Here is a 20,998-nt window from a genome sequence, read left to right as displayed (position 1 = left end):
AATACTTTTGAAAAAAAATGAATTTTCTACAAACTTCCTTTGTGCCTTTTTGGATAGTCTTTCTTTTTGTTGTTTTACTTTTTCCAAGGATGTTGAACAGTCAATCTTTATTGGATGAGGACATGGATATCAAGGAAAAAGATCTTAGGGAAATATTCCAAACTCCTATCCTTTTTTCTGATAATGAGATATACCAAAGTTCCCGAACAAGAATTTTTTCTCGGGTTTCTACGGGCGACACCCAATTTAACTCTTCCGGAGGAAAAAATTTTCAACTTATCGAAGATCAAGGAGGCTATGGTTTGACTTTTGAAAGCAAACCCGCGGATCATTTCTCTTTTGTTATCAGTCCTTCGACATCGATTCAAAATGTTGATCCTTTGAATGGCACCCAAGCTCCAATTTTTAGATTGGCCGCTTCTTCACCCCTTCTCAATAATCTCAATACGGTCAACTCAGCTTCTCTTTCTTGGGAACTTGACGGTCTTTCTACCAAGGCATGGATTAACCAGTCCTCTACTTTTAACAATTGGCAAACCTATAATGTTATGACGGAAGGCAGCGGTATAGACCTGTCCTATAAATCTCCGCTGCAGACCTCTTTTTCTCTTTCCCTAAGCAACTCCCTTAATGAGTATGGAATGGTTATCCCGGATTGGTCTTATATCTACAACCAATCCGATTCTTTGTTGTCAGTCAGGGTCGAACAGGCGATCCGGAATACTCCTCTAACGTTTTGGACAGAAGGTTCTTTTAACCAGGCAACCGCCCTTTCAAGCTTTGAAGCCCTCAACTATAACTACGGTTGGACAATGCCAAGCCTAAGAGAGGGGATAAACTGGGCGGTCAATTCCAAAGGTTATGTGACCGTGGGAACCTCGTTTTCCAAGCTTGTTTTTGACCAAGGATTAGGTTATGAAAATTTCAACGATTTTTTTGGAGAATGGAAACAGGTGGTTTCTTCAAAAGCCTCTTTGAATTTTGGTACAGACTTCCAAGATTGCAAATATACTGCCGGTTCCCAAGAACTCCTCTATACAGATCAAGGAAGCCGGCTTTACCTTTCTTTTGGCCCCCAAGTTCAACTTTCTAAAGATTTTTCAGCCAGGCTGGACATGAAATATTTATTGGGCGAACCGGATATGAAATATGAATCTCTGCAGATTCCCAACAGGTATTTTCTTTTCAGTGTACAGGGAAAGTTTTAAGGAGCTTCAGCCGAAAAGAGAATATTTTTGCCTACTAGAAAAGCAAGAACAAGGCCGGCTAAACCGATTAAAATGCCAAGCAAAACATTCATCCAAGCTTTTTCGGCTACGAATAAGCTCTCGCTGTCAATCTGTTTGGCATTCCAATAGAATCGTGCAGAGGCAACCAGGATGGCTATAACCCCAAGAGCCATGAATATAAAACCCATCCAGGGTACAAGTGGATCAAAGAACCGGGAATGAGATTGGGGGTTTTTTTCAAATACGATACCGATGTAATCAAGGAAAAGGGTGAATTTTTCAACAAGAAACCCGAATGCCATAATGGCTATTCCTGTCCTGATCCAGGCTAAAAAGGTCCTTTCGTTGGCCGAATGATCGCCAAAATTTTTTTTCATCAGGATTGATCCCTATACTTATAGGGGACAATCTAAAGGGAGGAAAAAACTTTTCAAAGAGGCTCTCTTTTATAGCCTTTCTATGAACCGGCGAAACCGCTCCAGTCCCGTTTTAATTCTTTCCATGTGCGTAGCATAGGAAAGCCGGATAGATTGATCATCTCCAAAAGCGATTCCCGGGACTACGGCCACTTTTTCCTCTTCCAGTAATTTCTGGGCAAAATCTGTAGAACTCATTCCGGTGCGGGCGATGTTAATGTAAATGTAAAAAGCGCCTTGTGGCGTTGTGTAAGAAATTTTGCCGATGTTCGAAAGGACTTTAAGGATATATTCCCGCCTTTGTTTGTATTCTTCAAGCATGCTGACAACGCAGTCTTGTGGTCCCTTGTAGGCGGCAAGCGCCCCTTTTTGGGCAAATGAAGTCGCATTTGAAGTCATATGACTTTGCAAAGAGATGATCTGTTTGGCTGCCCAAAGAGGAGAGGCCGAATAACCAAGCCTCCAACCGGTCATGGCATAGGTTTTGCTAAAGCCGTTGATCGTAAAGGTAAGGTTGTAAATTTCCTTGCTCAATGAAGCTATACTGTAATGAGTCAAATCATCGTAGATGAGTTTTTCATAAATTTCATCCGACAGGATAAGAATATCTTCTTCGAGGGCTACGTGGGCGATGGCTTCTAATTCTTCCCTGGAATAAACGCTGCCTGTAGGATTAGACGGAGTGTTGATGATGATCATTTTTGTTTTTGGAGTCATCGCCTCTTCAAACTGTTGGGGAGTTATCTTATACCCATTTTCAGCCGTGGTTTGGACAATAACGGGCTCGGCACCGGCAATCTTCACCATTTCAGGATAGCTCACCCAATAAGGGGCGGGAATAATCACTTCGTCGCCCGGATCCACCGTAGCTAAAATAACATTGATACAGGCATGCTTGGCCCCGCAACTCACGTTAATTTGCTCTGGGCTATATTCTAAGCCGTTGTCTTTTTTTAACTTTTCACAAATGGCCATTTTTAACTCGGGAATTCCCGAAGAGGGGGTATAGCGGGTAAAGTTAGCGTCGAGGGAACCCATTGCCGCGGCTCGTATGTGTTCTGGGGTATCAAAATCGGGTTCTCCAGAGGTGAAATTGACGACATCTTCTCCTTTTTGAGCCATGGCTTTGGCTTTACTGTCTAAAGCCAGGGTAAGGGAAGGACTGATCTTTCTGACTCGAGATGAAACTTCCATAATGTTTTCCTTGTTGTTTCTTTTGAAATTTCAGGGTTAGCTTCCGTAAGTTTCTTGTATGATCGAGACAAAATTATTCTGGTGCATGTTCAAGATTTTTATCTCTCTTTCCGCATTCTCAGGGGAATCAGAAGCATGAGCGGCATTAATCATGATGCTTTGGCCAAACTCCCTTCGAATAGAACCTGGGGGAGCTTTTGCAGGATCTGTAGGTCCGAGTACTTCCCGGACTTTTTTGACCGCATCGATCCCTTCGTAAATTAACACAATGCATTTTTCTTTGCCTGGCATTTTTTTCTGTAATGGAGAACAAGTTTTGGGATCGATCCCGGTCATAAATTGAACTATGGCGTTGAATTGTCCCTCGGCATAAAGAGGGCCAACAAGCCTACCCAGTTCTTCTTCTCGAGCTGAATCGATATTAATCCCTAGGGCCGATTCAAGAAGTTCCTTGGCCTTGGTTGCTGCGGGCTTTTTCAGTTTTTCTTGGAGTGCTATCCTTACCGGGGCATAAAACTCTTCGGCTTCTGCGACACTCATGTGATGGACCTTGATGGCCGAAATCGCCAGCTCCGTCCGAGAAAACATGTCGATTACGTATCCCGGTCTTCCGCTGGGAAAGCGAAAGTTGTCGGGTTTTAAAATAACCACCGCTCTTTGATGGCCGGGTTGATTATAAGTAGGAAGAATAGGGGAGAGAATGCCTGAGTCCCGATCGAAGTATTTTTTCCAAAGGAGGAGCTTAGCTTTAGCTTCTTCTACTGAGGGAGGGGCGAGAACAGCCGGTTCAAAATATTTTACCGAACCATCCCGGTTGAAAATAAGGTCGCCAAAAGTGTCTCGGATCGTTTCTCCTCCTTTGCTGCGGTGGCTAATGTTGCCTACGACTTCCCTTGTCTTGGTCACGGCATTTTCTCCCTTGAAAAGCAGGACCATGACTCGTTGGCGTTCTCCGGTCAACGGATTAGGCATATAATTTTCAAGAACATAGTCCCGAATCAATTCTTGGATTTGCCTGTCTTGAGGATCGTTTTCCGTAACAATCATTTTAGAATACTCGATAACGAGATCCGCGCTTGGGGAATACATCGCTGCAGCCGCCAGTTCAAGAGAACTTTGGGAAAGGAGTCTTGAAAGAATGACTCCGGTTCTTGATTTATAGAGTGTATAAGGATTGATGATAACATAACTGAGTTCTTGTGCCATAGACTTTCTGTATCGTTGAATTTCTTAAAAGTTTTATGATTATTACTATTTTTTTGTTATTTTGTCCTGTCAAAATCTGTTTATATTTGCCTGGGTTTTGAAATCGGACAATGAAAAGTTTGGGTTCAGTTCAAAACTTTTCGTTATCGGCAATCCCAAAGCATAAAATAAGGCTCCTGCAAAAGCAATCATCACGGCATTATCCGTGCAAAACTGTCGCTTGGCAAAAAGAACTTCTATTCCTTCTTCAAGGGCTTTCTTTTCTAAAAGTTCTCGGATTCTTTTGTTGGCAAGGACTCCTCCCGATGCGGCAATGAGAGAGAGAGAAAAGCTCTTGGCTGCAGCGATCGTTTTTTCTTGAATGACCCTTGCGACAGATTCTTGGAAAGAAGCACAAACATCAGCCAAAAATTCTTTATTTTTGGAGAGGCTCTCTTTGTTTTTTTCTAAAAAATATTTAACGGCCGTTTTCAAACCGCTAAAGCTAAAATTATAATTATTTTTTTCAATTAAACTTATGGGGAAGTTATGGGAATGGGGATTGCCCCGCTCAGCCTGTTTTTCAATTTCCGGGCCTCCAGGATAGCTTAACCCCAGAAGGCGAGCTACTTTGTCGAACGCTTCACCTGCAGCGTCGTCTATGGTTGAACCGATCATGCTGTATTGTCTTGGGCCTTCCACCCGTGCTAAGAGAGTATGACCGCCGCTCACAACGAGGCCAAGAAAAGGAAATTTTAGCTTTTCTTCTCTTCCGATAAAAGGGGAAAAGAGATGCCCCTCCAAGTGGTTTACTCCAAAGACCGGTATTCCAAGCCCTAGAGCAAGTCCCCTTGCAAACGCATTGCCTACAAGTAGAGAAGCCATCAGCCCGGGGCCTTCAGTTACGGCTATGGCTTGCACCTCTTTAAGATTTAAGCTTTTGCTCCTGATCATGCTTTGGAGAAGCAGGGGGAGGTTTTTAGAATGCTCCCTGACAGCATATTCGGGGACTATGCCACCGAAAGGCTTATGAAGGGGGGCTTGAGTAATACATCGGTCGGCCATGACCACATTTTTGCCGGCAATGGTCTTGACAAGAGCGATAGCTGTTTCATCGCAAGAAGACTCGATTCCAAGCCAGAGCATAAACAATTACCTTTGAATATTAAAAGGAAGAGGATATTTATTTTTTTAATCTTTCTTTAAACCACTGGATGGTTATTTTTAGCCCTTCTTCTGTATCGACACAGGGTTTCCACCCTAAAATTCTCATTGCTCGGGTGATATCGGGTTTTCTTTGCTTGGGATCGTCAACGGGGAGGGGTTCAAAAATAATGTTTTCTGGAACTCCTGTTAACCTGCATATGGTTTTTGCAAATTCAAGAATAGTCATTTCCTTGGGATTTCCTAAATTTACCGGCTCATGGTAATCCGAATGGGCAAGGGCATATACGCCATCAATTAAATCAGAAACATAACAGAAACTGCGTGTTTGAGAGCCATTGCCGAAAACGGTCAGGGGTTTTCCTTCAAGTGCTTGGGATATGAAGGTGGGAACCACCCGTCCATCCCTTAATCTCATCCGTGGACCAAAAGTGTTGAAAATTCTCACGATATAGGTGGGAATTCTGTGAACGCGATGGTAGGCCATCGTCAAGGCCTCGGCAAATCTCTTGGCTTCGTCGTAAACTCCCCTAGGTCCAATAGGATTGACATTTCCCCAATAGTCTTCAGTTTGAGGATGCACCAGGGGATCTCCGTAACATTCGGAGGTGGAAGCTAAACAAAAGGAGCTGTTTTTGACCTTGGCCATTCCTAAAGCCCGGTAAGTTCCCAGGGAGCCGACTTTTAATGTCTGGATGGGCAACTCCAAATAATCGATGGGACTCGCCGGAGAAGCAAAATGAAAGACAATGTCCACTTTCCCGGGAATGTCGAGATATTCGGTTACATCTTGAATAATTAATTCGAATCTTGAGTCGTGCTTGAGGTGTTCAAGGTTGGCCAAGCTGCCGGTAATAAGGTTGTCTAAGCCAATGACACGATAATCCGAAGCAAGAAGTTTATCGACCAAATGGCTACCAAGGAACCCCGCTGCTCCTGTAACAACCGCAGTTTTCATAAAATTCAATTTTTTTAAGGTTAATCTTTTTTCTTCATTTTCCAAAATTCTAAATGGGAATTAAAGCTTAACGATACGATGAAGAAAGAAAATCATAAGAAATATTTTTTTTGATCTCCCGGACTTGGAAAAGAGGATGAAACTTAAAATTAATTAATATTTTTAATTTTTTTTTTCTCTTTGTACACTTTTTTAGGAAAATGAGCCGGGATTGGCTATTTTTAAAAGCTTATGCAAGTTTTCTCGACTTCCGAGAGCAATCAAGGTCATTCCTGCACAAAGGGTAGTTTTTCCTCCAACAGCATGCATCCATGTCCCGTCTGGCGATTTGCAGGCCAAAATGGTTACATTAAGGTTACTATGGAGTTGGGACTGGGCAAGAGTTTGACCTACGAGGGAGGAAGAAGGGGAAACAAGGATCTGTTCAACAACAAGTTCGTTGCCTTCTACATTGGCTACTTCACAGAAAAAATCAGCGACTTCCGGACGGATTAGCATCGAAGTAATTCTCCAAGCCGCCACTTTTTGGGGTAAAAGAACGTGGTTTGCTCCCGCTTTTATTAACTTTTGCTCAAAATTCTTTGAAGAAGCTCTTGACACGATAAGGATAGAAGGATTGAGAAATCTTGCGGTCAACACGATTAAAATATTTTCATTATCGATGGAGGTTACGGCAGCCACGCCCTTGGCTTCCTTGATCTTGGCCTCGATTAAAACCTCTTCATCGGAACCGCTTCCTAAAATAGCCAGTTCTCCCCTTGCGCTAAGATGAGATATTTTTTCCGGATCGGTGTCAATGATCACGTAGCTTTTCCCTTCGGCTTTGAGTTCTTCTACAACATACCTTCCCGTGCGGCCATAACCGCAAACGATATAATGGTTTGTTAATTTTCGAATCATTTTGTCTCTCCGCTTCCTTTCAATATCTTCTTTCCACTCTCCGGAAGAAAAGTAGGCCAAGGCCGTAGAAGCCGAATATCCGGCGAGGCTCACCCCGCTGACAATAAGAAAAATGGTAAATATTTTTCCAGGGATTGAAAGGGGGACAACCTCTTTGTATCCGACGGTGCTTAAGGTAATAACGGTCATGTAGATGGAATCTAGAAGAGAAATTTTTTCAATGAAGCGGTAGCCTAAAGCACCGGTGAAGAGAAGAAGGCAAAGAATAAAAAAGGCGAGTTTAAATTTTTTTGAAGAGGCTTTTGGATTAGGGATTGCAACCAAGGGACCGGGCCTCGTTGGCTTAGAGTTTAAGGTTAGAGTACGGGAGCATCACCCCAGAGTTTTTCCAATTCATAAAAGGCCCTTTCTTCTTCCATAAATACATGCACCAGGACGGGTCCATAATCGATAATTACCCAGTGGCTTTTGGGAGAGCCTTCTATGTGAAGAGGATGGAGATTAAACTCTTCACGGATTTTTTGCTCTAATCCAAAGGCTAGAGCTTTCAAGTGAGGCTCGGAGGTGGCCGTACAAACGACAAAGAAATCAACAAATGAAGATATTTTCCTTAAATCCAAGATAATCGGAGAGATCCCTTTCTTTTCGAGGATGACTTTCTTACAGCTTTGTGCAAGCAAAAGAGCTTCCTCTTCAGTTGGAGAATCAGGGGAAGCCGGGCTTGGGGATAAAGAGATGTTTACTTTTTGGGTTAGAATATTCATAGCCTTCTTGTTTTTAGAGGATGTTTTTCTTGAACTCATGAAATGGACTTATTGTCGGCTGTTGAGCTTCTGTATATTGAAAAGAAGACGGGAAACGGAAGCCTGTGCAAAAGGGCTTGAAAAGCTTGAGTCAAGTCCTCCGGCCTACTTTTCATGAACTGTTCTGTTAGGGATATAAATCGAATTTTCTTTAATATATTGGAAAACGGCTTGAGGCAAAAGATGGAAAATCGGCAACTCTTTTTTAACTCTTTCACGAATTTCCGTCGAAGATATATCCACGTAGCGGATTTTAGGCAAGGGAACAAGATAATCTCTTTTTTCATAAGGATAATAATTAGACCTTGATACAACGATGAATTTAACGATTTGGATCAGTTCGGCATAATCTTTCCAACGAGGCAGACCGGGAACTTGATCGGAGCCGATAATCCAGAAAAGCTCGGCATGGGGATAAAGCTTATGGAATTCTTGTACCGTTCTGATAGAATAGGAAGGGGCTGGACTTTGCACCTCAAAGGAAGAAACCTCGAAGTTTTTAAAAGGTTTTATGGCCAACTGGATCATTTCCAGGCGCTGCAGGGCCGAGGCAACCGGATTTTGTTTCTTAAACGGTGAGCGGGAACAGGGCATGAAGATAATTTTGTTTAAAGAAATTTGCTCCAGGCAATCCATTGCGCAAATGAGATGCCCATAATGGATGGGATCAAAACTGCCTCCAAATATGGCCAGACGAAATGAAGTTGTTTTCTTGATCATAAAGCAAGGAAATAAATTATAATTGACATTGCGAGTGCAAATCGGATTTGTTAGTCATTGAATACTTTTTGTAGTTAAAAAAGAAGAAACGGGCCGTGGCGCAGCCTGGTAGCGCGCTTGCTTGGGGTGCAAGAGGTCGCGAGTTCAAATCTCGCCGGTCCGATTATTTTGTTTTTTTTCGTTTTATTTCTTTCCCACTTCAATATCTTTTATTTATTGTTTTTAATAATTCCCTTAATTTTATTGTTTGGAAAAAGCCAAAACTCTCTCTTCATTAAGCTATGAAAACCATGGCAAGCAACCAAGTAGAAAATTACCCGGATATCGAAAGGATAATCCAGTTTGATTTTGTTCGTGCGACGGAAGGAGCCGCCTTAACTGTTTATCGGTGGTTAGGCCGTGGAGACAAAGAAAAAGCCGATGCTGCTGCTTCAGATGCTATCCGGGGTATGTTTGATCTTATGGATATTAGGGGAGAAGTTGTTATTGGAGAAGGGCTTAAAGATCAAGCTCCCGGCATTTTTAAAGGCGAAAAACTGGGAAAGTGGACTCCTCAGGCTCCCTTATATGATATAGCCGTAGATCCCATAGATGGGACGACCAACGTATCCAAGGGAACGGGCAGCTCGCTCTCTGTAATAGCTGCGGCTTCTCCCGAACCGGGCGTGGAATGTGCCCTTCTAGATATTCCCTGTTTTTATGTCATGAAGCTTGCTTATGGACCACAAGTCAAAAATTACATTCGGTCTTTGGGGGTGGATTGCCTGAAGTTGACAAGTCCAGTAGATGAACTTCTTCCCATAATCGCCAGGGGGCTTAGAAAAAGATTGACCGACCTGGTGGTATGTGTCTTGGACAGGCCTAGGCATGAACGGCTTATTGCAGAAATCCGATCGATGGGATGCGCCTTGCGATTGATTGGGGATGGAGATGTTACGGCCGCCATGCTGCCTTCCCTTCCGGGCGGGAGCATTGATGTTTATATTGGTATTGGAGGAGCTCCTGAAGCGGTTTTAGCCGCAGCAGCGATTAAATGCTTGGGGGGAGAAATTCAAATCCGGTTGTGGCCTAAGGATGAAAGAGAAAGGCAATATTTGGTTGAGCAGGGATGGGGGGATCGGTTGGATCAGATTTTTTATACCGATGATCTGGCCAAAGGAGGGAACATCATTTTCTGTGCAACGGCGATTACGGATTGCCCGGGAATCCCCGGGGTCCGATTTACCGACAAGTATGCCATTACAACATCTCTTTTGATGAGGGCAAAAAACAGAACGATTAGAAAAATAGAAACTTATCACAACCTTAACTATAAAACCATCCGTTTGCGCAGTGAAAAAGGAGAAAAGTTCGTAAGTATGCCTAAATCCGAAGCCTTTCTTTGAAGGCGATTTTCTCTAAGGTATTTCATTTTTTCTGGTCTTTTTTTAACAGGGCGATCCTGGCTCTTTCCAAGGCAGCACGTTCGGACTTGGTTAAACTGCCCATCCCCTTTTTCGCTATTTTGTCCAAGATCGCATCTATCGTTTCATCCCCGTCAGTTTTTTTCTTGTATAACGGGCTGGATTCTTGATCCTTGGGTTTTTGTATCTTGCGAGCAGCTATCTTCGTTTTGAGGGGGGAAAGAAAATGAAAAACTTTTCTTCCATAAATAGAGTAAGCCGCAATAGCCACTGAACACCAGAACCAGAATAAATGCATCCAGGATTTAGAAGCGATATCGATTAAAGAAAAGAGGGCAAGGAAAATGATGGCCACCCATTTTGATTGAATCCCTAAAAAGAGTTCTGATGAAGGAAACAAGCAACTGAAAGCGATGAAAAGTGAAAAATGGATTAAATCCGATCCATTCATGATACCGGTTAAGGTGGGATCGATGGCCGTAATGCTTAATGACAAAACAGCAGGAAGGAAGATCAGGGAAAAATAAAGGAGAAGGTACTTGGTTCTCCCAAGAACATGTTCCACGTCATGACCAAACCAGTAAAGGACAAGCATATCCAAGGCAAATGCCAACGAAGGCGTATGCACCCAGGGATAGGTTAAGAGCTGCCAGACCTTGGTGTGGAGAAGAACTGATCGAGTATTGAAAGAGAGTTCAACAAACCAAGGAGAAAAATCAAAAGCGGCAGCTAAAACCCCAATTATAAAGGTACAACAATGAATAATGATAAGAAGGCCGGTTAAATAAACCGGTCTATTTTTAACCCAAAACAGGGGTTCGCCGCCCTGTTCATTCGACCAGTACGGCATATTCATAATTTTGACCCATATCTTTCTTTGGTAAATAATCTTTTTCTTTTTTAAACAAATTGTAAAGATCCATTTAATTTATCCCCTTTATTTTTCTAGGGCTTGAGGAGGACAAACATTTGATTGTTTCCCCGCTGGAGGAAGACGGCCACGTTTTCCGAAGCGGGAATTTCTTTTATGAGTTTAAGAAATTCACCGACGGAGTGGATTTTTATGGGAGCGCTTCCCGGCCTGCGTATTTCTTCGATAACATCACCCGGATAGAGAACGTCGAAGGCGGGATACCCCCCTTCGACATCGACAAGATAAATGCCACTGGCTCGGGGACTGAGAGAAAGCCTGGATCTCAATATAGGATCTAAATCGACCACGTGAAGACCCCCAAAAACATTTTGAAGGTCTCCTGTGACGGTTACTTTCCAAGAAGGATTCCCCCCGGGTTCATCAGGCGAAAGGGTATTCATGTTGTCGGGTTGCTCGGTGATTTCGACAAAAACTTGGTGGCGCTGGCCTTCCCTGTAAAAAACGATGGGAACTTTGCTGCCCGCAGGGGATTGGGAAACAGAGATCCTTAATTCGGCGGGATCCTTGACGGGTATGTCGTTATACCTGACAATGATATCTCCTCTTTGTAAACCCGCCTTGGAAGCCGGGGAACGAGGTTCGATCTTGGTAACGAGGGCTCCTTCGGAGTTGGGAAGACCGAAAATCTGCTGGAGATCTTCATCCACTTCTTGGGTTTCGACACCTAAAAACCCACGGACAACCTTCCCTTTTTCAAGCAGGCTCACATAGGCGAACTTGGCAAGTTTACTAGGAATGGCAAAACCTATACCATTGGATCCTCCATTGCCAGAATAAATTGCCGTATTGATGCCTACTAGCTCTCCTTTGACATTAATTAATGCTCCTCCTGAGTTGCCCGGGTTGATGGCCGCATCGGTCTGGATAAAATCCTCGTAACTGGTAGAGGATAGGGTAGGATTCCTCCCCTTGGCGCTGACTATGCCTCGGCTAACCGAACCGGCGAGTCCGAAAGGATTGCCCACGGCAAATACCTGCTCTCCTACCTGTAAAGCATCGGAATCTCCCCAATGCAGAATGGAAAGGTGTTGAGCGGCTATTTTAAGAACGGCCACATCCGTGGGGGAATCGATGCCCAGCAGCTTTGCTTCGTATCTGCGCCCGTCAAAAAGCTGGACCCTGATTTCCCTCGCATTTTTAACAAGATGGGCGTTGGTCAAGATGTTCCCGTCAGAGCTCAGAATTATCCCGGAGCCGAGTGAAGTCTCTTCATCGATGGGAGATTTTTTCCAACTTTTTCTTTTTTGTTTCGTCTCTTTTTGGTTTCCTTCCTCCAAGTCAACAGAGCCTTCTACCGGACGAGCAGAAAAGATGTTGACAACTGCAGGAAGAGCTTGACCGATCACTCTAACATATTCTTCATTAAGAGTTTCAAGAAGATTGTGACGAAAAACTCCTATTTCGGCCGGATGGACCGGCAAAGCTCGGGCAACAGGAATTTCCACGGGGGTGGGTTGGGTAGTCTTGGGCGCAGCCGGTTTTATGAAAAAAAGGGCCGATAGACCAATAAGCAGGCCAACAAGTCCAGCGATTATAAAACCAGAAAGGGTAAGGATAAAATCTTTATTTTTAGTCCCCCAAAACATAAAAACCATAGAGAATGTTTTACAAGTATTAAATATAATATTGAAATCTTTTTTATTGTATAAAAGTATTATTCGATCGCGATGAATTTTAAGTATCTCGAGGATCCAGGTTTTCTTCTTTAAGATATTTGCGCAACTTGGGATTTAAAGAAAGATCGGGATCCTCGGAGAGAATTTTTAAGGCTTGTTCTCTCGCCTTGAGTAGAAGCGACTCTTGGGCTATGGGATCGGCGGTTATGTAGGTGTGTTTGCCGCTTTGCTGAGAACCAAAAAATTCTCCTAGCCCTCGCAATTTCATGTCCTCTTTGGCAATTTCAAATCCATCTTTGGAAAGTTCCAAGATCTTTAGCCTTTTTCTGCTTTCTTGACTTTGCTTATCGGCAAGGAGGATACAATAAGAGACTCCGGGACCACGACCCACTCTGCCTCGAATTTGATGGAGCTGGGCAAGTCCGAACCGGTGGGCTCCAAAAACAACCATGATACGAGCATTCGGTATATCTATGCCGACTTCAATGATTGAGGTGGCGGCTAAAAGCCGAATCTCATTCTTTCTAAATGATTCAAAGACAACTTCCCGTTCAAGAGGGGGCATCTCTCCATGGACCATGCCCAGCCGGAATTCCTTGAATATCTTTTTAAGTTCCTCGTATCCTTTTTCCAAGGAAGGCAGATCGGGATCATTTGATTCGTGGATCGTAGGAAAGACCACGTAAGCTTGGGTTCCCTGCCGAAGCAGCCGCTTCATAAATTCCCATATTTTGGGCAAGGATTCGGAGGAGCGGATGGCGGTTATTATCTTGCCCCGATTTATCGGGGGAACATCGAGAATGGAAAAGTCCAGGTCGCCATACAAGGACAAAGCCAGTGTACGAGGGATGGGAGTAGCGGTCATGGTCAAGATATCGGGATAGAGCGCTTTTTTGGCCAGGGCGGCCCGTTGCTCCACTCCGAATTTATGTTGCTCATCAATAATAACGAGCCCTAGGGAATCAGGATTGAACGAGCGAAAAAGTAAAGCATGGGTTCCCACGAAAACTTTTCCTGGAAGAGAGCCTGGAGATAGATCGCTAGGGTGTTCATGAAAAAAAACATTTTCATTGTCTGTCGGCAGGAATTCTTCTTTTTGGCCGACATCCCTGCCAATGTAAAAAAGGGGGACGGCTAGAGAGCTAAGCCATTTTTTTAGCGTCAAGTAATGTTGGCTGGCTAGGGCTCCTGTAGGAGACATGAACAACACATTTTGACCCCTTTCGACTGTTTTGATTGCAGCATAAACGGCAACAAGAGTTTTACCCGATCCCACGTCTCCTAAAAGAAGCCTGTTCATGGGCGAAGCTGATTCCAAATCCCGATCTATTTCTTCCATGGCCTTCTTTTGGGCCGATGTGGGATTGAAGGGAAGGGAAGAAAGAAAACCCGGGCAAAGGGAGAAACGTCGAGAAGGTCTCCGCTTTTTTATTTCGGCTCGTTTTTTTTTCCTATAGGCCATTCGAAGCTGTTCAATGAAAAATTCATGATAAGCGATACGATCTTTACAGGGCTGAATTTGTTCAAGGGTATCCGGAAAATGAATCTTTCTTAGGGCAAAACCCAGGGTAGGCAAGGGGGTATCGGCGGGCATGGGATAGGGATCAGGAGATTCAATGGGAATTTTTAAAAGTTGGGAGTAGATGATCTGCCTTAAGATCTTTTGTGAAAGGCCTGAGGTTGTAGAGTATATGGGAACAATCCGGCTAATATGAAGGGATGCTTGCAACTGGATCTCCTCCTCGAAACATTCGATCTCCGGTTGCCACATTGTCCATTTCCCTTTGAATTTCCGCACCGTTCCATACACAGCGACTTTTCTGCCCACGGAAAGGTATTCCGGCAGCACTTTCCAAAACCAGATCCCTACGAGCTTCTCCCTATGATCGTCCAAAGAAAGGAGGACAATTTTGATTATGTTCCTGGCTTTGAGCCGTTCTTTTTTAACCTCCACGACCGTAGCCTTAAACAAAATCTTTTCATCGTCAGCGGCAAGAGAAAGAGGTTTTTGGAGGCGGCGATCTTCATACCGAAAAGGTAAATAAAAAAGAAGGGTTTTAAGGGAAGAAATCCCGAGTTTCTCAAGGAGGAAAGCCCGTCTTTGTCCTACATATTCAAGTTTTGCCAGTTCATTCATCTTCAAAAGATTTATAGATCAGCACGAGTTGTATTGTAGGTTCTTCGCCTGTTTTTGGCTATCCCTTAGCTAGAGGGGTTTAAAGCTCAACTGGAAGTCTCGGGTAAAATCTTCTGGATGGTTTTGAAATGCATTTTGGCTACTTTCCTAAGAGCTTCTTTGCCTTTATTCAAATATATTTCCCTGGCTTGCTCGACCGTTTTGGAAGAAGCTCCCCGGAGAAGAGAAAATCCGATTTCTTTTCCGAGCTTTGACAGCTCTTCTAGGAAAACGGCTCTTGCCAGTATAGAAGCAGCCGCAACAGCGGGATCGCTTTCGGCTTTGGTCATCTGTTCCAGGGCATCCTGCATCCCTATTTTTTCAAAAGACTGCTTGAGTACCCAGGGATGAGCAAATCGGTCGCAAACGACTCTATGGCAATCGGATTGGACCTGTAAAAGTCTTTGGTAGGCCTTGGCATGAGCCCAAGCTAATAACAAGTTTAGATTTTTAAACTTTTTTTCGTAAAGATCGTTATATTGCAAAGGAGAAAGGGAAAAAAAACCGTACGGGGCCTTTTTTTTGACTTCCATGGCTAGTTGGAATAACCGACTGTCGGATTTAATCCGCTTGCTATCTTTTATTCCTGCATCGACAAGGAATCTTGCGCTCTGTTTATCCACGAAAACCGCGGCTACAACAAGGGGCCCGAAGAGATCCCCTTTCCCGCATTCATCAATCCCAGCATGGGCTTCAAAATATTCAGGATGAAGGACTTCCTCATAACCTATGCTTGCTTTCCCTAGAATTTCGGGTTCAATGACCCCTTGAGCAAATTCTAGAGCTTCTTTCCCCTGGACAAGAATTTTCCCCGTTTTATAGGCTTGTATGACTACCCCTCGAGTTGTAGCCCTGAACAAACCGTGGTTTAGAGGAGAGATATCAAATCCCCTTTGGAGAAGTATCTCTTTAAGTTTTTCGGTTTGTTTCTCATCAAAGCTGAAGGTATAGGAAGAAGAAGACATGGAAAGTCTAGACAATATAGCTATGCTGGCTCCGTCAATCGAACCGAATTTCAAAAAAAAATTCTGGAAATTTCTTTCCCGGTGGTATGGTGAAAACGGCTTTAAATATCCTTGGAGAAAATCTCCCACTCCCTATTCTGTTGTAGTGTCTGAATTCATGCTCCAGCAAACCCAGGCCGAGACGGTGGTGCCGTATTTTTTGGCTTGGATGGAGAAATTTCCAGATTGGGAAAGCCTTGCTAAAGCTCAAGAAAAAGAAGTTCTTAGAGCTTGGGAAGGTCTTGGATATTATTCCAGGGCCAGAAACCTGCACAGGATAGCGGTTATGCTTTATCATGAAAGAAAAGGGGAACTGCCTTCGGATCCTGAAGAACTTGTGAAATTTCCAGGTATCGGTCCTTACACGGCAAACGCCGTGGCCAGCCTGGCTTTCGGCAGGAAGATCCCCGCCCTCGATGGAAATGTCATTCGGGTTATGGCCCGATTGATGAATATCAACCAACCTATCCATAAAAAGGAAACCATAAGGACCATTTTCCAGGTAGTGGACAGTCTCATGCAGGGTGAGGCAGAAGCCTCCCTTTTTAATTCAGCCCTTATGGATTTTGGAAGGGCCGTTTGCAAGCCTAAATATCCAAGATGTTCTGCTTGCGTCTTAAAAGAAATGTGTAAGGCCAAGCAGCCTGAACTTTTACCCCTAAGAACCAAGATAGAGATTGAAGAAAAAAAAGAAAAGATAGCGATTATAAGAGAAGATGACCGGTTTTGGTTGCAGCAAGCCAACTCAAACCAGAACAGGTATAGGGGTCTATGGCTTTTTCCCTATTTTGATCCCGATGTCATGGAAGAGATGGCCCCCCTTTTTTCCCTTCGCCATTCGTTTACAAGGTACAAAATTCTTCTCGAGGTTTGTGAAGCCTCTTGGAATAAAGAAAGATTAAAAATGATGCCGATGGAGGGACAGTGGGTGAAAAAAAAGGAAATCTTCTCCCTGCCTCTGCCTTCTCCTCACCGGAAAATCTGGTTGCAGCTCCTCTCCAAGGATAAAATAAATAAAGAACCTTGAACTCCATTTGATTTTTGTGCCAAAGCCCTATACAATGTATTTTTCTTTATGATTCCACTGATTAACGTTCACGTCAGGCAGGTAGAAAGGCTGATTTCTCCAGCTGAACTGCAAAAGATGCTCCCGATTACCGATGCCATGTATAAGAGGGTTTTTGAGGCACGCCAGACCATTCGGGCGATTTTATCAGGAGAAGACAGCCGGTTCTTGGTGATCGTAGGTCCCTGTTCTATTCATGATCCAAAGGGAGCGATCGAATATGCCCAAAAGCTTAAAGAGTTGAGGCAAAAAGTAGAGAAAGAAATTTTTATTGTCATGCGGACTTATTTTGAAAAGCCACGGACGACGGTAGGCTGGAAAGGGTTGATTAACGATCCCTATCTTGACGGTTCCTGCGACATCGAACAGGGATTGAAGCTTGCAAGAACGCTGCTGTTGGATATTGTGGGAATGGGAATTCCAACGGCTACGGAATTTTTAGATTCCACTACCCCGCAATACATCTCTGATCTGGTATGTTGGGCGGCAATCGGAGCCAGAACTATTGAATCTCAATATCACAGGGAGATGGCCAGCGGATTGTCTATGCCCGTGGGTTTTAAAAATGGGACAGACGGCTCCCTACAGATAGCCCTGGATGCATTAGGGGCGGCGATGTATCCTCACAGTTTTCTTGGAATAGACGAGCAGGGGATGACCAGTATCATAAGAACGACGGGTAATAAATGGGGGCATGTGATCCTTCGGGGAGGAAGAAGTCGGACGAACTATGATCCTGAAAGCATTAAAGATGCGGTTGAAAGGCTCAAGCAGGCGGGCCTTCCTCCAAGGCTAATGATCGATTGCAGTCATGCCAATTGCGGCAAACAACACCATATCCAGAAGACTGTTTGGTATAGCATCCTTGAGCAACGAATCAAGGGCAACTTGAACATCATAGGGGCGATGCTCGAAAGCTATCTTTTTGAAGGAAACCAAAAAATTCCGGCTCATCCCTCGCAACTCAAGTATGGGGTTTCGATCACGGATCCCTGTATTGGTTGGGAATTGACCGAGGAACTTCTTTTAGAGGGCCATAGGATGCTTGAAGAGCAAAGTGCGGTAGCTAAAAGCTAACAGCGGTGTTGTTTTTCTTGCCATGGAAAAGTCTTTTTATTTATTAAAAAAGAAGGAGTATTGTAGCCAAACTATGGGGTCTTAGCTCAGTTGGTAGAGCGCCTCAATGGCATTGAGGAGGTCAGGGGTTCGAATCCCCTAGGCTCCAGAAAAAACATTTTTTTCCTTTGTTTTCTTAAATCCGAAGATTCTATAAAAACCGAAAAGCTAAGTTAGAGCAAGGATTTCGTTCCGAAGCTTGGCCTCTCTCCATTCGGCCCGAAGGTGCAATACCCGATACTGGGAATTTCAAGCTATCTTTTTTGTAATTTTGTAGTCTTCTAGATTAAGCAAAGCGACTTTAGAGATAGTCTTAAGAGTTCTGCCCTTTTAGCACTTGGGCTTTCACGGTTAGAGAGCTGTTCCTTAAGCCCTTTGAAGTTGAAATTCACAAAGCTAAAGTCGTTCAAAAATTAAAAGTGAGGGGATAATCCCTTTTTCTTGTGCTATCAATAATAACCTTTTGCCCGAGATCAATCCTGACATCATGATTGGCCTTATTTGACAGCTTAGGCTAAGGATAATTAGCCCATCTCAGTCAAAGCAACTGATAGATGATACAAAAATACTGGAATTGAAAAAACTGGCTGTTAAAAGTTCACTCTCTGTAATGCAACGGGAGATAGGATTGTGAATCGACACCCTCAAATCGTCTCTGTCCAATTTTGCCTGTTCGATTTCTAGGTCGGCCTTGAGGCTTGTTTTTCCGAAAAGAATTCTCCTTTTGAGGAAAGCTAGCTTGATCTGCTATTTTTCTTAAGCTAAAGAGGGATACATACGGTTTCTGCTAAAAGGCTTATCCAACATGACTGCCGCCATGACGATAGCTCCGTTGCTCATTTTGGGAATATTCCTTTTTCCCTGCAAAGCGGCACCCCTCGATGCCGCCATCCCGCCGGACAGTCCCTATGGAGTGGACATCAACTTTGTGGTGCTGAAGAACGAGTTGGGGTTACAGATGGCAGACCCTCTTCTCGAGGGCTTGGAACAAGCGGGGATTGGCTACCTTAGGATCGGCCTTTCTTGGACCATGGTAGAACCCCGACCGGGTGAGTGGACATTCAGCCGGACGGATGCCATTGTGCAAGCAGCCTTGCGACATCACATGCGTATCCTGGCCGAGCTGGGGGATGTGCCCTCTTGGGCATCTTCTGCCCCTGCAGGATCGCCGCTCTCCTACCAATATCCTCCACGCAGTTGGAACAATTGGGCTGAGTATGTCTTGCGCGTCAGCTCAAGGTACAAGGGGATCGTCACGGCATGGAAGGTGATGAACGAACCCGGTCTTTTGAACCGTCGCATCCCGGCTTGGACACCGCAAACATATGCCCGTGCCCTGGCCATCGCCTATAAGCAGATCCACAGAGTCGAGCCCGAAGCCATTGTGCTTTCAGGATGCGTATGGTGGGACCTGCCGCCTACCGCACCACTCATGCGCTACTACAGGGCGCTCGTCAATGATGCGCAAAACCCTCTTTACAAGAACATCGATGCCTTTAACATGCACTATAACGATATTCCCCCTTCGGCCCAAGCGCGGTGGCTACGTGATGCCCGCGAAGTAATGGCTAGGGACGCAGGTCGCGAGCTTCCCATATGGATTGACGAGGTTGCCTATCCTGCTAATCCAGAAGAGCAGAATGATTCAGGTTACCAGGGTGGCCCGGAAGCCCAAGCCCGTTACCTGCTAGATACCCTCCGGACGAACTTCTCCGATCCCCAGGTAAAGAAAGTTTTTTGGACCTTTGCCTTTGATGCGCCGGGTCGCACTCATGGACCGGTCGAGTATAGCTGGGGATTGTTTGCTGTGCCCGCCAAGGGCCAGATCAGGCCGCGCCCGGCACTGGAAGCCTACCGCTCCTATATCCGGGACAATCAAGGAGGAAGTCCCTAAACCCTCAAGTTCTTCCGTAACGCCACCTTTAAGCTGCGATTTCTTTTTAGGCAACTTGGCTGGCCCGTCAATGCGGGTTATTGGCAGCATTGTTTTCCCTTTTGGACCCCCTCTTCGTTTTAGAATGGGAGTTGGAACAAATAGGTTCTTTCTTGGGAAAGGGCCTGGAAATCCTCCTTCAGCTTTGTTTTTTTGATCCGCTTGTAAGGATCCATAATCTCTTTTCTCCTATTGCGTAATTTCTGATTGATAATATTGCATTTCATCCTGTGAGGGAGGCTCCATAAAAAAATAAATCTTTTGATTCTTATGGGAAGGAGGATTTTGAACTGTTTCAGATGAGAGAAAATTTTCGATAGGATTGTATTTCTTACATAGGTCTTCAATAAAAAGCAAGAAGATGTCTTTCAAGTAGTCATTATATTTTGTTTGTACACAACTCAATTCGTTCAAAACTTCTGAAAATTTTTCTTTCCATTCTCCTGTTTCGGGTGTTTTTGAAATTTTTCCGTCATCATCATTTTGCATTGTTTCATCAGATTTTTGTCTAGGCCATAAGTCGATAATGGCTTGATCTAGAGGATATAAGGAAATTAACGGAAGAATATCACCTGAGTGAGTTTCAGGTCCTGAGTAAGTTTCAGGTGTAAAAAGCATGGATAAAATAGGAGAGTTTTCTTGGATCGGAAGAGGGGGAAAATTCAATTTTTTATATTGATAATGAAATCCTATGTTATTCCTAATTAATGCTATCCCCTTGTCATTTCCCAATTGTTCTTTTAAACTCTCTTGCATTTCCAGCAATTTTTGTTTCTTTTCTGAATCGTCGGTAGACTTAAGTAATTCCTCTATAACCTCATGGACATTCTTGTCTTTTTCACCTGAAAGGATCAGCCAACCTTCATGACTCTTACTACAAAGGGTTGTCAGGACAAGAAATCGCAACCAAAGCGAGGCGTCATTTTCCGCTTTTACCTTTTCCTCGGTTTGGTTAGCACTTAAGACGAGCAACTTATAAAGCCAATTGGCCTCGGCAAGCATCCAACTTACTTTTAAAAAAGCCTCACGCCATTTTTCTTGTTGTGCATTGAATAGCCTGAATGGAATAACTGATCGTATTACTTCTCTATTCATTAGATTCCTGGATAGCATAGTTATACAAAAATAGCAATGAATATAAAATAAAAAAATATTACAAATATAGATTTTAAAAGAACCGG

18 protein-coding genes and 2 tRNA genes are annotated in these 20,998 nt (G+C 43.9%); 7 read left to right on the top strand and 13 right to left on the bottom strand.

Annotated features, from left to right (window positions below; genetic code table 11):
- Positions 1-17 precede the first annotated feature (17 nt).
- Positions 18-1,208, top strand: a complete 1,191-nt coding sequence (locus MINF_RS06075) for a hypothetical protein (protein ID WP_048810211.1) — start codon at positions 18-20, stop codon at positions 1,206-1,208.
- Here MINF_RS06075 and MINF_RS06070 read toward each other — a convergent pair.
- The 8 genes from MINF_RS06070 to nadD form a co-directional block, all read right to left on the bottom strand.
- Complete coding sequence (locus MINF_RS06070; RefSeq protein ID WP_012463706.1) at positions 1,205-1,606, bottom strand: YidH family protein; 402 nt, start codon at positions 1,604-1,606, stop codon at positions 1,205-1,207. The two genes, MINF_RS06075 and MINF_RS06070, sit on opposite strands and share 4 nt — an antisense overlap.
- Positions 1,607-1,675: 69 nt before the next feature.
- Positions 1,676-2,839: a pyridoxal phosphate-dependent aminotransferase gene (locus tag MINF_RS06065; RefSeq protein ID WP_048810210.1), complete on the bottom strand. Its 1,164-nt coding sequence runs from the start codon at positions 2,837-2,839 to the stop codon at positions 1,676-1,678.
- Positions 2,840-2,875: 36 nt separating this feature from the next.
- Positions 2,876-4,045: a nucleoside-diphosphate kinase gene (locus tag MINF_RS06060; RefSeq protein WP_012463703.1), complete on the bottom strand. Its 1,170-nt coding sequence runs from the start codon at positions 4,043-4,045 to the stop codon at positions 2,876-2,878.
- Between the two features lie 69 nt (positions 4,046-4,114).
- Positions 4,115-5,170: a tRNA (adenosine(37)-N6)-threonylcarbamoyltransferase complex transferase subunit TsaD gene (tsaD, locus tag MINF_RS06055; protein ID WP_048810485.1), complete on the bottom strand. Its 1,056-nt coding sequence runs from the start codon at positions 5,168-5,170 to the stop codon at positions 4,115-4,117.
- A gap of 37 nt (positions 5,171-5,207) precedes the next feature.
- Positions 5,208-6,146 (bottom strand): UDP-glucuronic acid decarboxylase family protein, encoded by a 939-nt coding sequence (locus MINF_RS06050; RefSeq protein WP_048810484.1) that lies wholly within the window; start codon positions 6,144-6,146, stop codon positions 5,208-5,210.
- A gap of 192 nt (positions 6,147-6,338) precedes the next feature.
- Positions 6,339-7,370, bottom strand: a complete 1,032-nt coding sequence (locus MINF_RS06045) for a potassium channel family protein (RefSeq protein ID WP_012463700.1) — start codon at positions 7,368-7,370, stop codon at positions 6,339-6,341.
- 32 nt (positions 7,371-7,402) lie between these two features.
- Positions 7,403-7,810, bottom strand: coding sequence for a ribosome silencing factor (rsfS, locus tag MINF_RS06040; RefSeq protein WP_238523446.1), 408 nt, complete (start codon positions 7,808-7,810; stop codon positions 7,403-7,405).
- Positions 7,811-7,954: 144 nt separating this feature from the next.
- Positions 7,955-8,569, bottom strand: a complete 615-nt coding sequence (gene nadD / locus MINF_RS06030; protein ID WP_012463697.1) for a nicotinate-nucleotide adenylyltransferase — start codon at positions 8,567-8,569, stop codon at positions 7,955-7,957.
- A gap of 89 nt (positions 8,570-8,658) precedes the next feature.
- Between nadD and MINF_RS06025 the strand changes: the two genes are divergently transcribed.
- Positions 8,659-8,732, top strand: a tRNA-Pro gene (locus tag MINF_RS06025).
- A gap of 127 nt (positions 8,733-8,859) precedes the next feature.
- The gene (gene glpX, locus MINF_RS06020; RefSeq protein WP_238523445.1) at positions 8,860-9,954 is read left to right on the top strand and encodes a class II fructose-bisphosphatase; all 1,095 of its coding nucleotides are present in this window, start codon (positions 8,860-8,862) and stop codon (positions 9,952-9,954) included.
- Between the two features lie 22 nt (positions 9,955-9,976).
- On the opposite strand, the gene MINF_RS06015 is transcribed toward glpX, so the two are convergent.
- The 4 genes from MINF_RS06015 to rnhC all read right to left on the bottom strand — a co-directional run bounded on the left by MINF_RS06015 (position 9,977) and on the right by rnhC (position 15,663).
- Positions 9,977-10,828 (bottom strand): rhomboid family intramembrane serine protease, encoded by an 852-nt coding sequence (locus MINF_RS06015; protein WP_012463694.1) that lies wholly within the window; start codon positions 10,826-10,828, stop codon positions 9,977-9,979.
- Positions 10,829-10,917: 89 nt separating this feature from the next.
- A complete protein-coding gene (locus tag MINF_RS06010; protein ID WP_012463692.1) occupies positions 10,918-12,501 on the bottom strand; it encodes a Do family serine endopeptidase in 1,584 nt (527 codons plus the stop codon).
- A 79-nt stretch (positions 12,502-12,580) separates the two neighbouring features.
- Complete coding sequence (locus MINF_RS06005) at positions 12,581-14,659, bottom strand: ATP-dependent DNA helicase RecG (protein WP_048810208.1); 2,079 nt, start codon at positions 14,657-14,659, stop codon at positions 12,581-12,583.
- Positions 14,660-14,745: 86 nt separating this feature from the next.
- Positions 14,746-15,663 (bottom strand): ribonuclease HIII, encoded by a 918-nt coding sequence (rnhC, locus tag MINF_RS06000; protein WP_048810207.1) that lies wholly within the window; start codon positions 15,661-15,663, stop codon positions 14,746-14,748.
- Here rnhC and MINF_RS05995 point away from each other — a divergent pair.
- From MINF_RS05995 to MINF_RS05980, 4 genes are all read left to right on the top strand, one after another.
- Positions 15,662-16,729, top strand: a complete 1,068-nt coding sequence (locus MINF_RS05995) for an A/G-specific adenine glycosylase (RefSeq protein ID WP_012463689.1) — start codon at positions 15,662-15,664, stop codon at positions 16,727-16,729. The two genes, rnhC and MINF_RS05995, sit on opposite strands and share 2 nt — an antisense overlap.
- Before the next feature lie 48 nt (positions 16,730-16,777).
- Positions 16,778-17,845 (top strand): 3-deoxy-7-phosphoheptulonate synthase, encoded by a 1,068-nt coding sequence (locus tag MINF_RS05990; protein ID WP_012463688.1) that lies wholly within the window; start codon positions 16,778-16,780, stop codon positions 17,843-17,845.
- A 75-nt stretch (positions 17,846-17,920) separates the two neighbouring features.
- Positions 17,921-17,993, top strand: a tRNA-Ala gene (locus MINF_RS05985).
- A 696-nt stretch (positions 17,994-18,689) separates the two neighbouring features.
- The gene (locus MINF_RS05980; protein WP_012463687.1) at positions 18,690-19,778 is read left to right on the top strand and encodes an endo-1,4-beta-xylanase; all 1,089 of its coding nucleotides are present in this window, start codon (positions 18,690-18,692) and stop codon (positions 19,776-19,778) included.
- 228 nt (positions 19,779-20,006) lie between these two features.
- Here the strand turns inward: MINF_RS05980 and MINF_RS05975 are convergent, their stop codons facing one another.
- On the bottom strand, positions 20,007-20,912 hold the full coding sequence (locus MINF_RS05975; RefSeq protein WP_148205163.1) for a hypothetical protein: 906 nt from the start codon (positions 20,910-20,912) through the stop codon (positions 20,007-20,009).
- Positions 20,913-20,998: the final 86 nt, after the last annotated feature.

It is taken from the genome of Methylacidiphilum infernorum V4 (assembly GCF_000019665.1).
Classification (GTDB): Bacteria; Verrucomicrobiota; Verrucomicrobiia; order Methylacidiphilales; family Methylacidiphilaceae; genus Methylacidiphilum; species Methylacidiphilum infernorum.
This window is presented reverse-complemented; position numbering and strand designations above follow the sequence as displayed.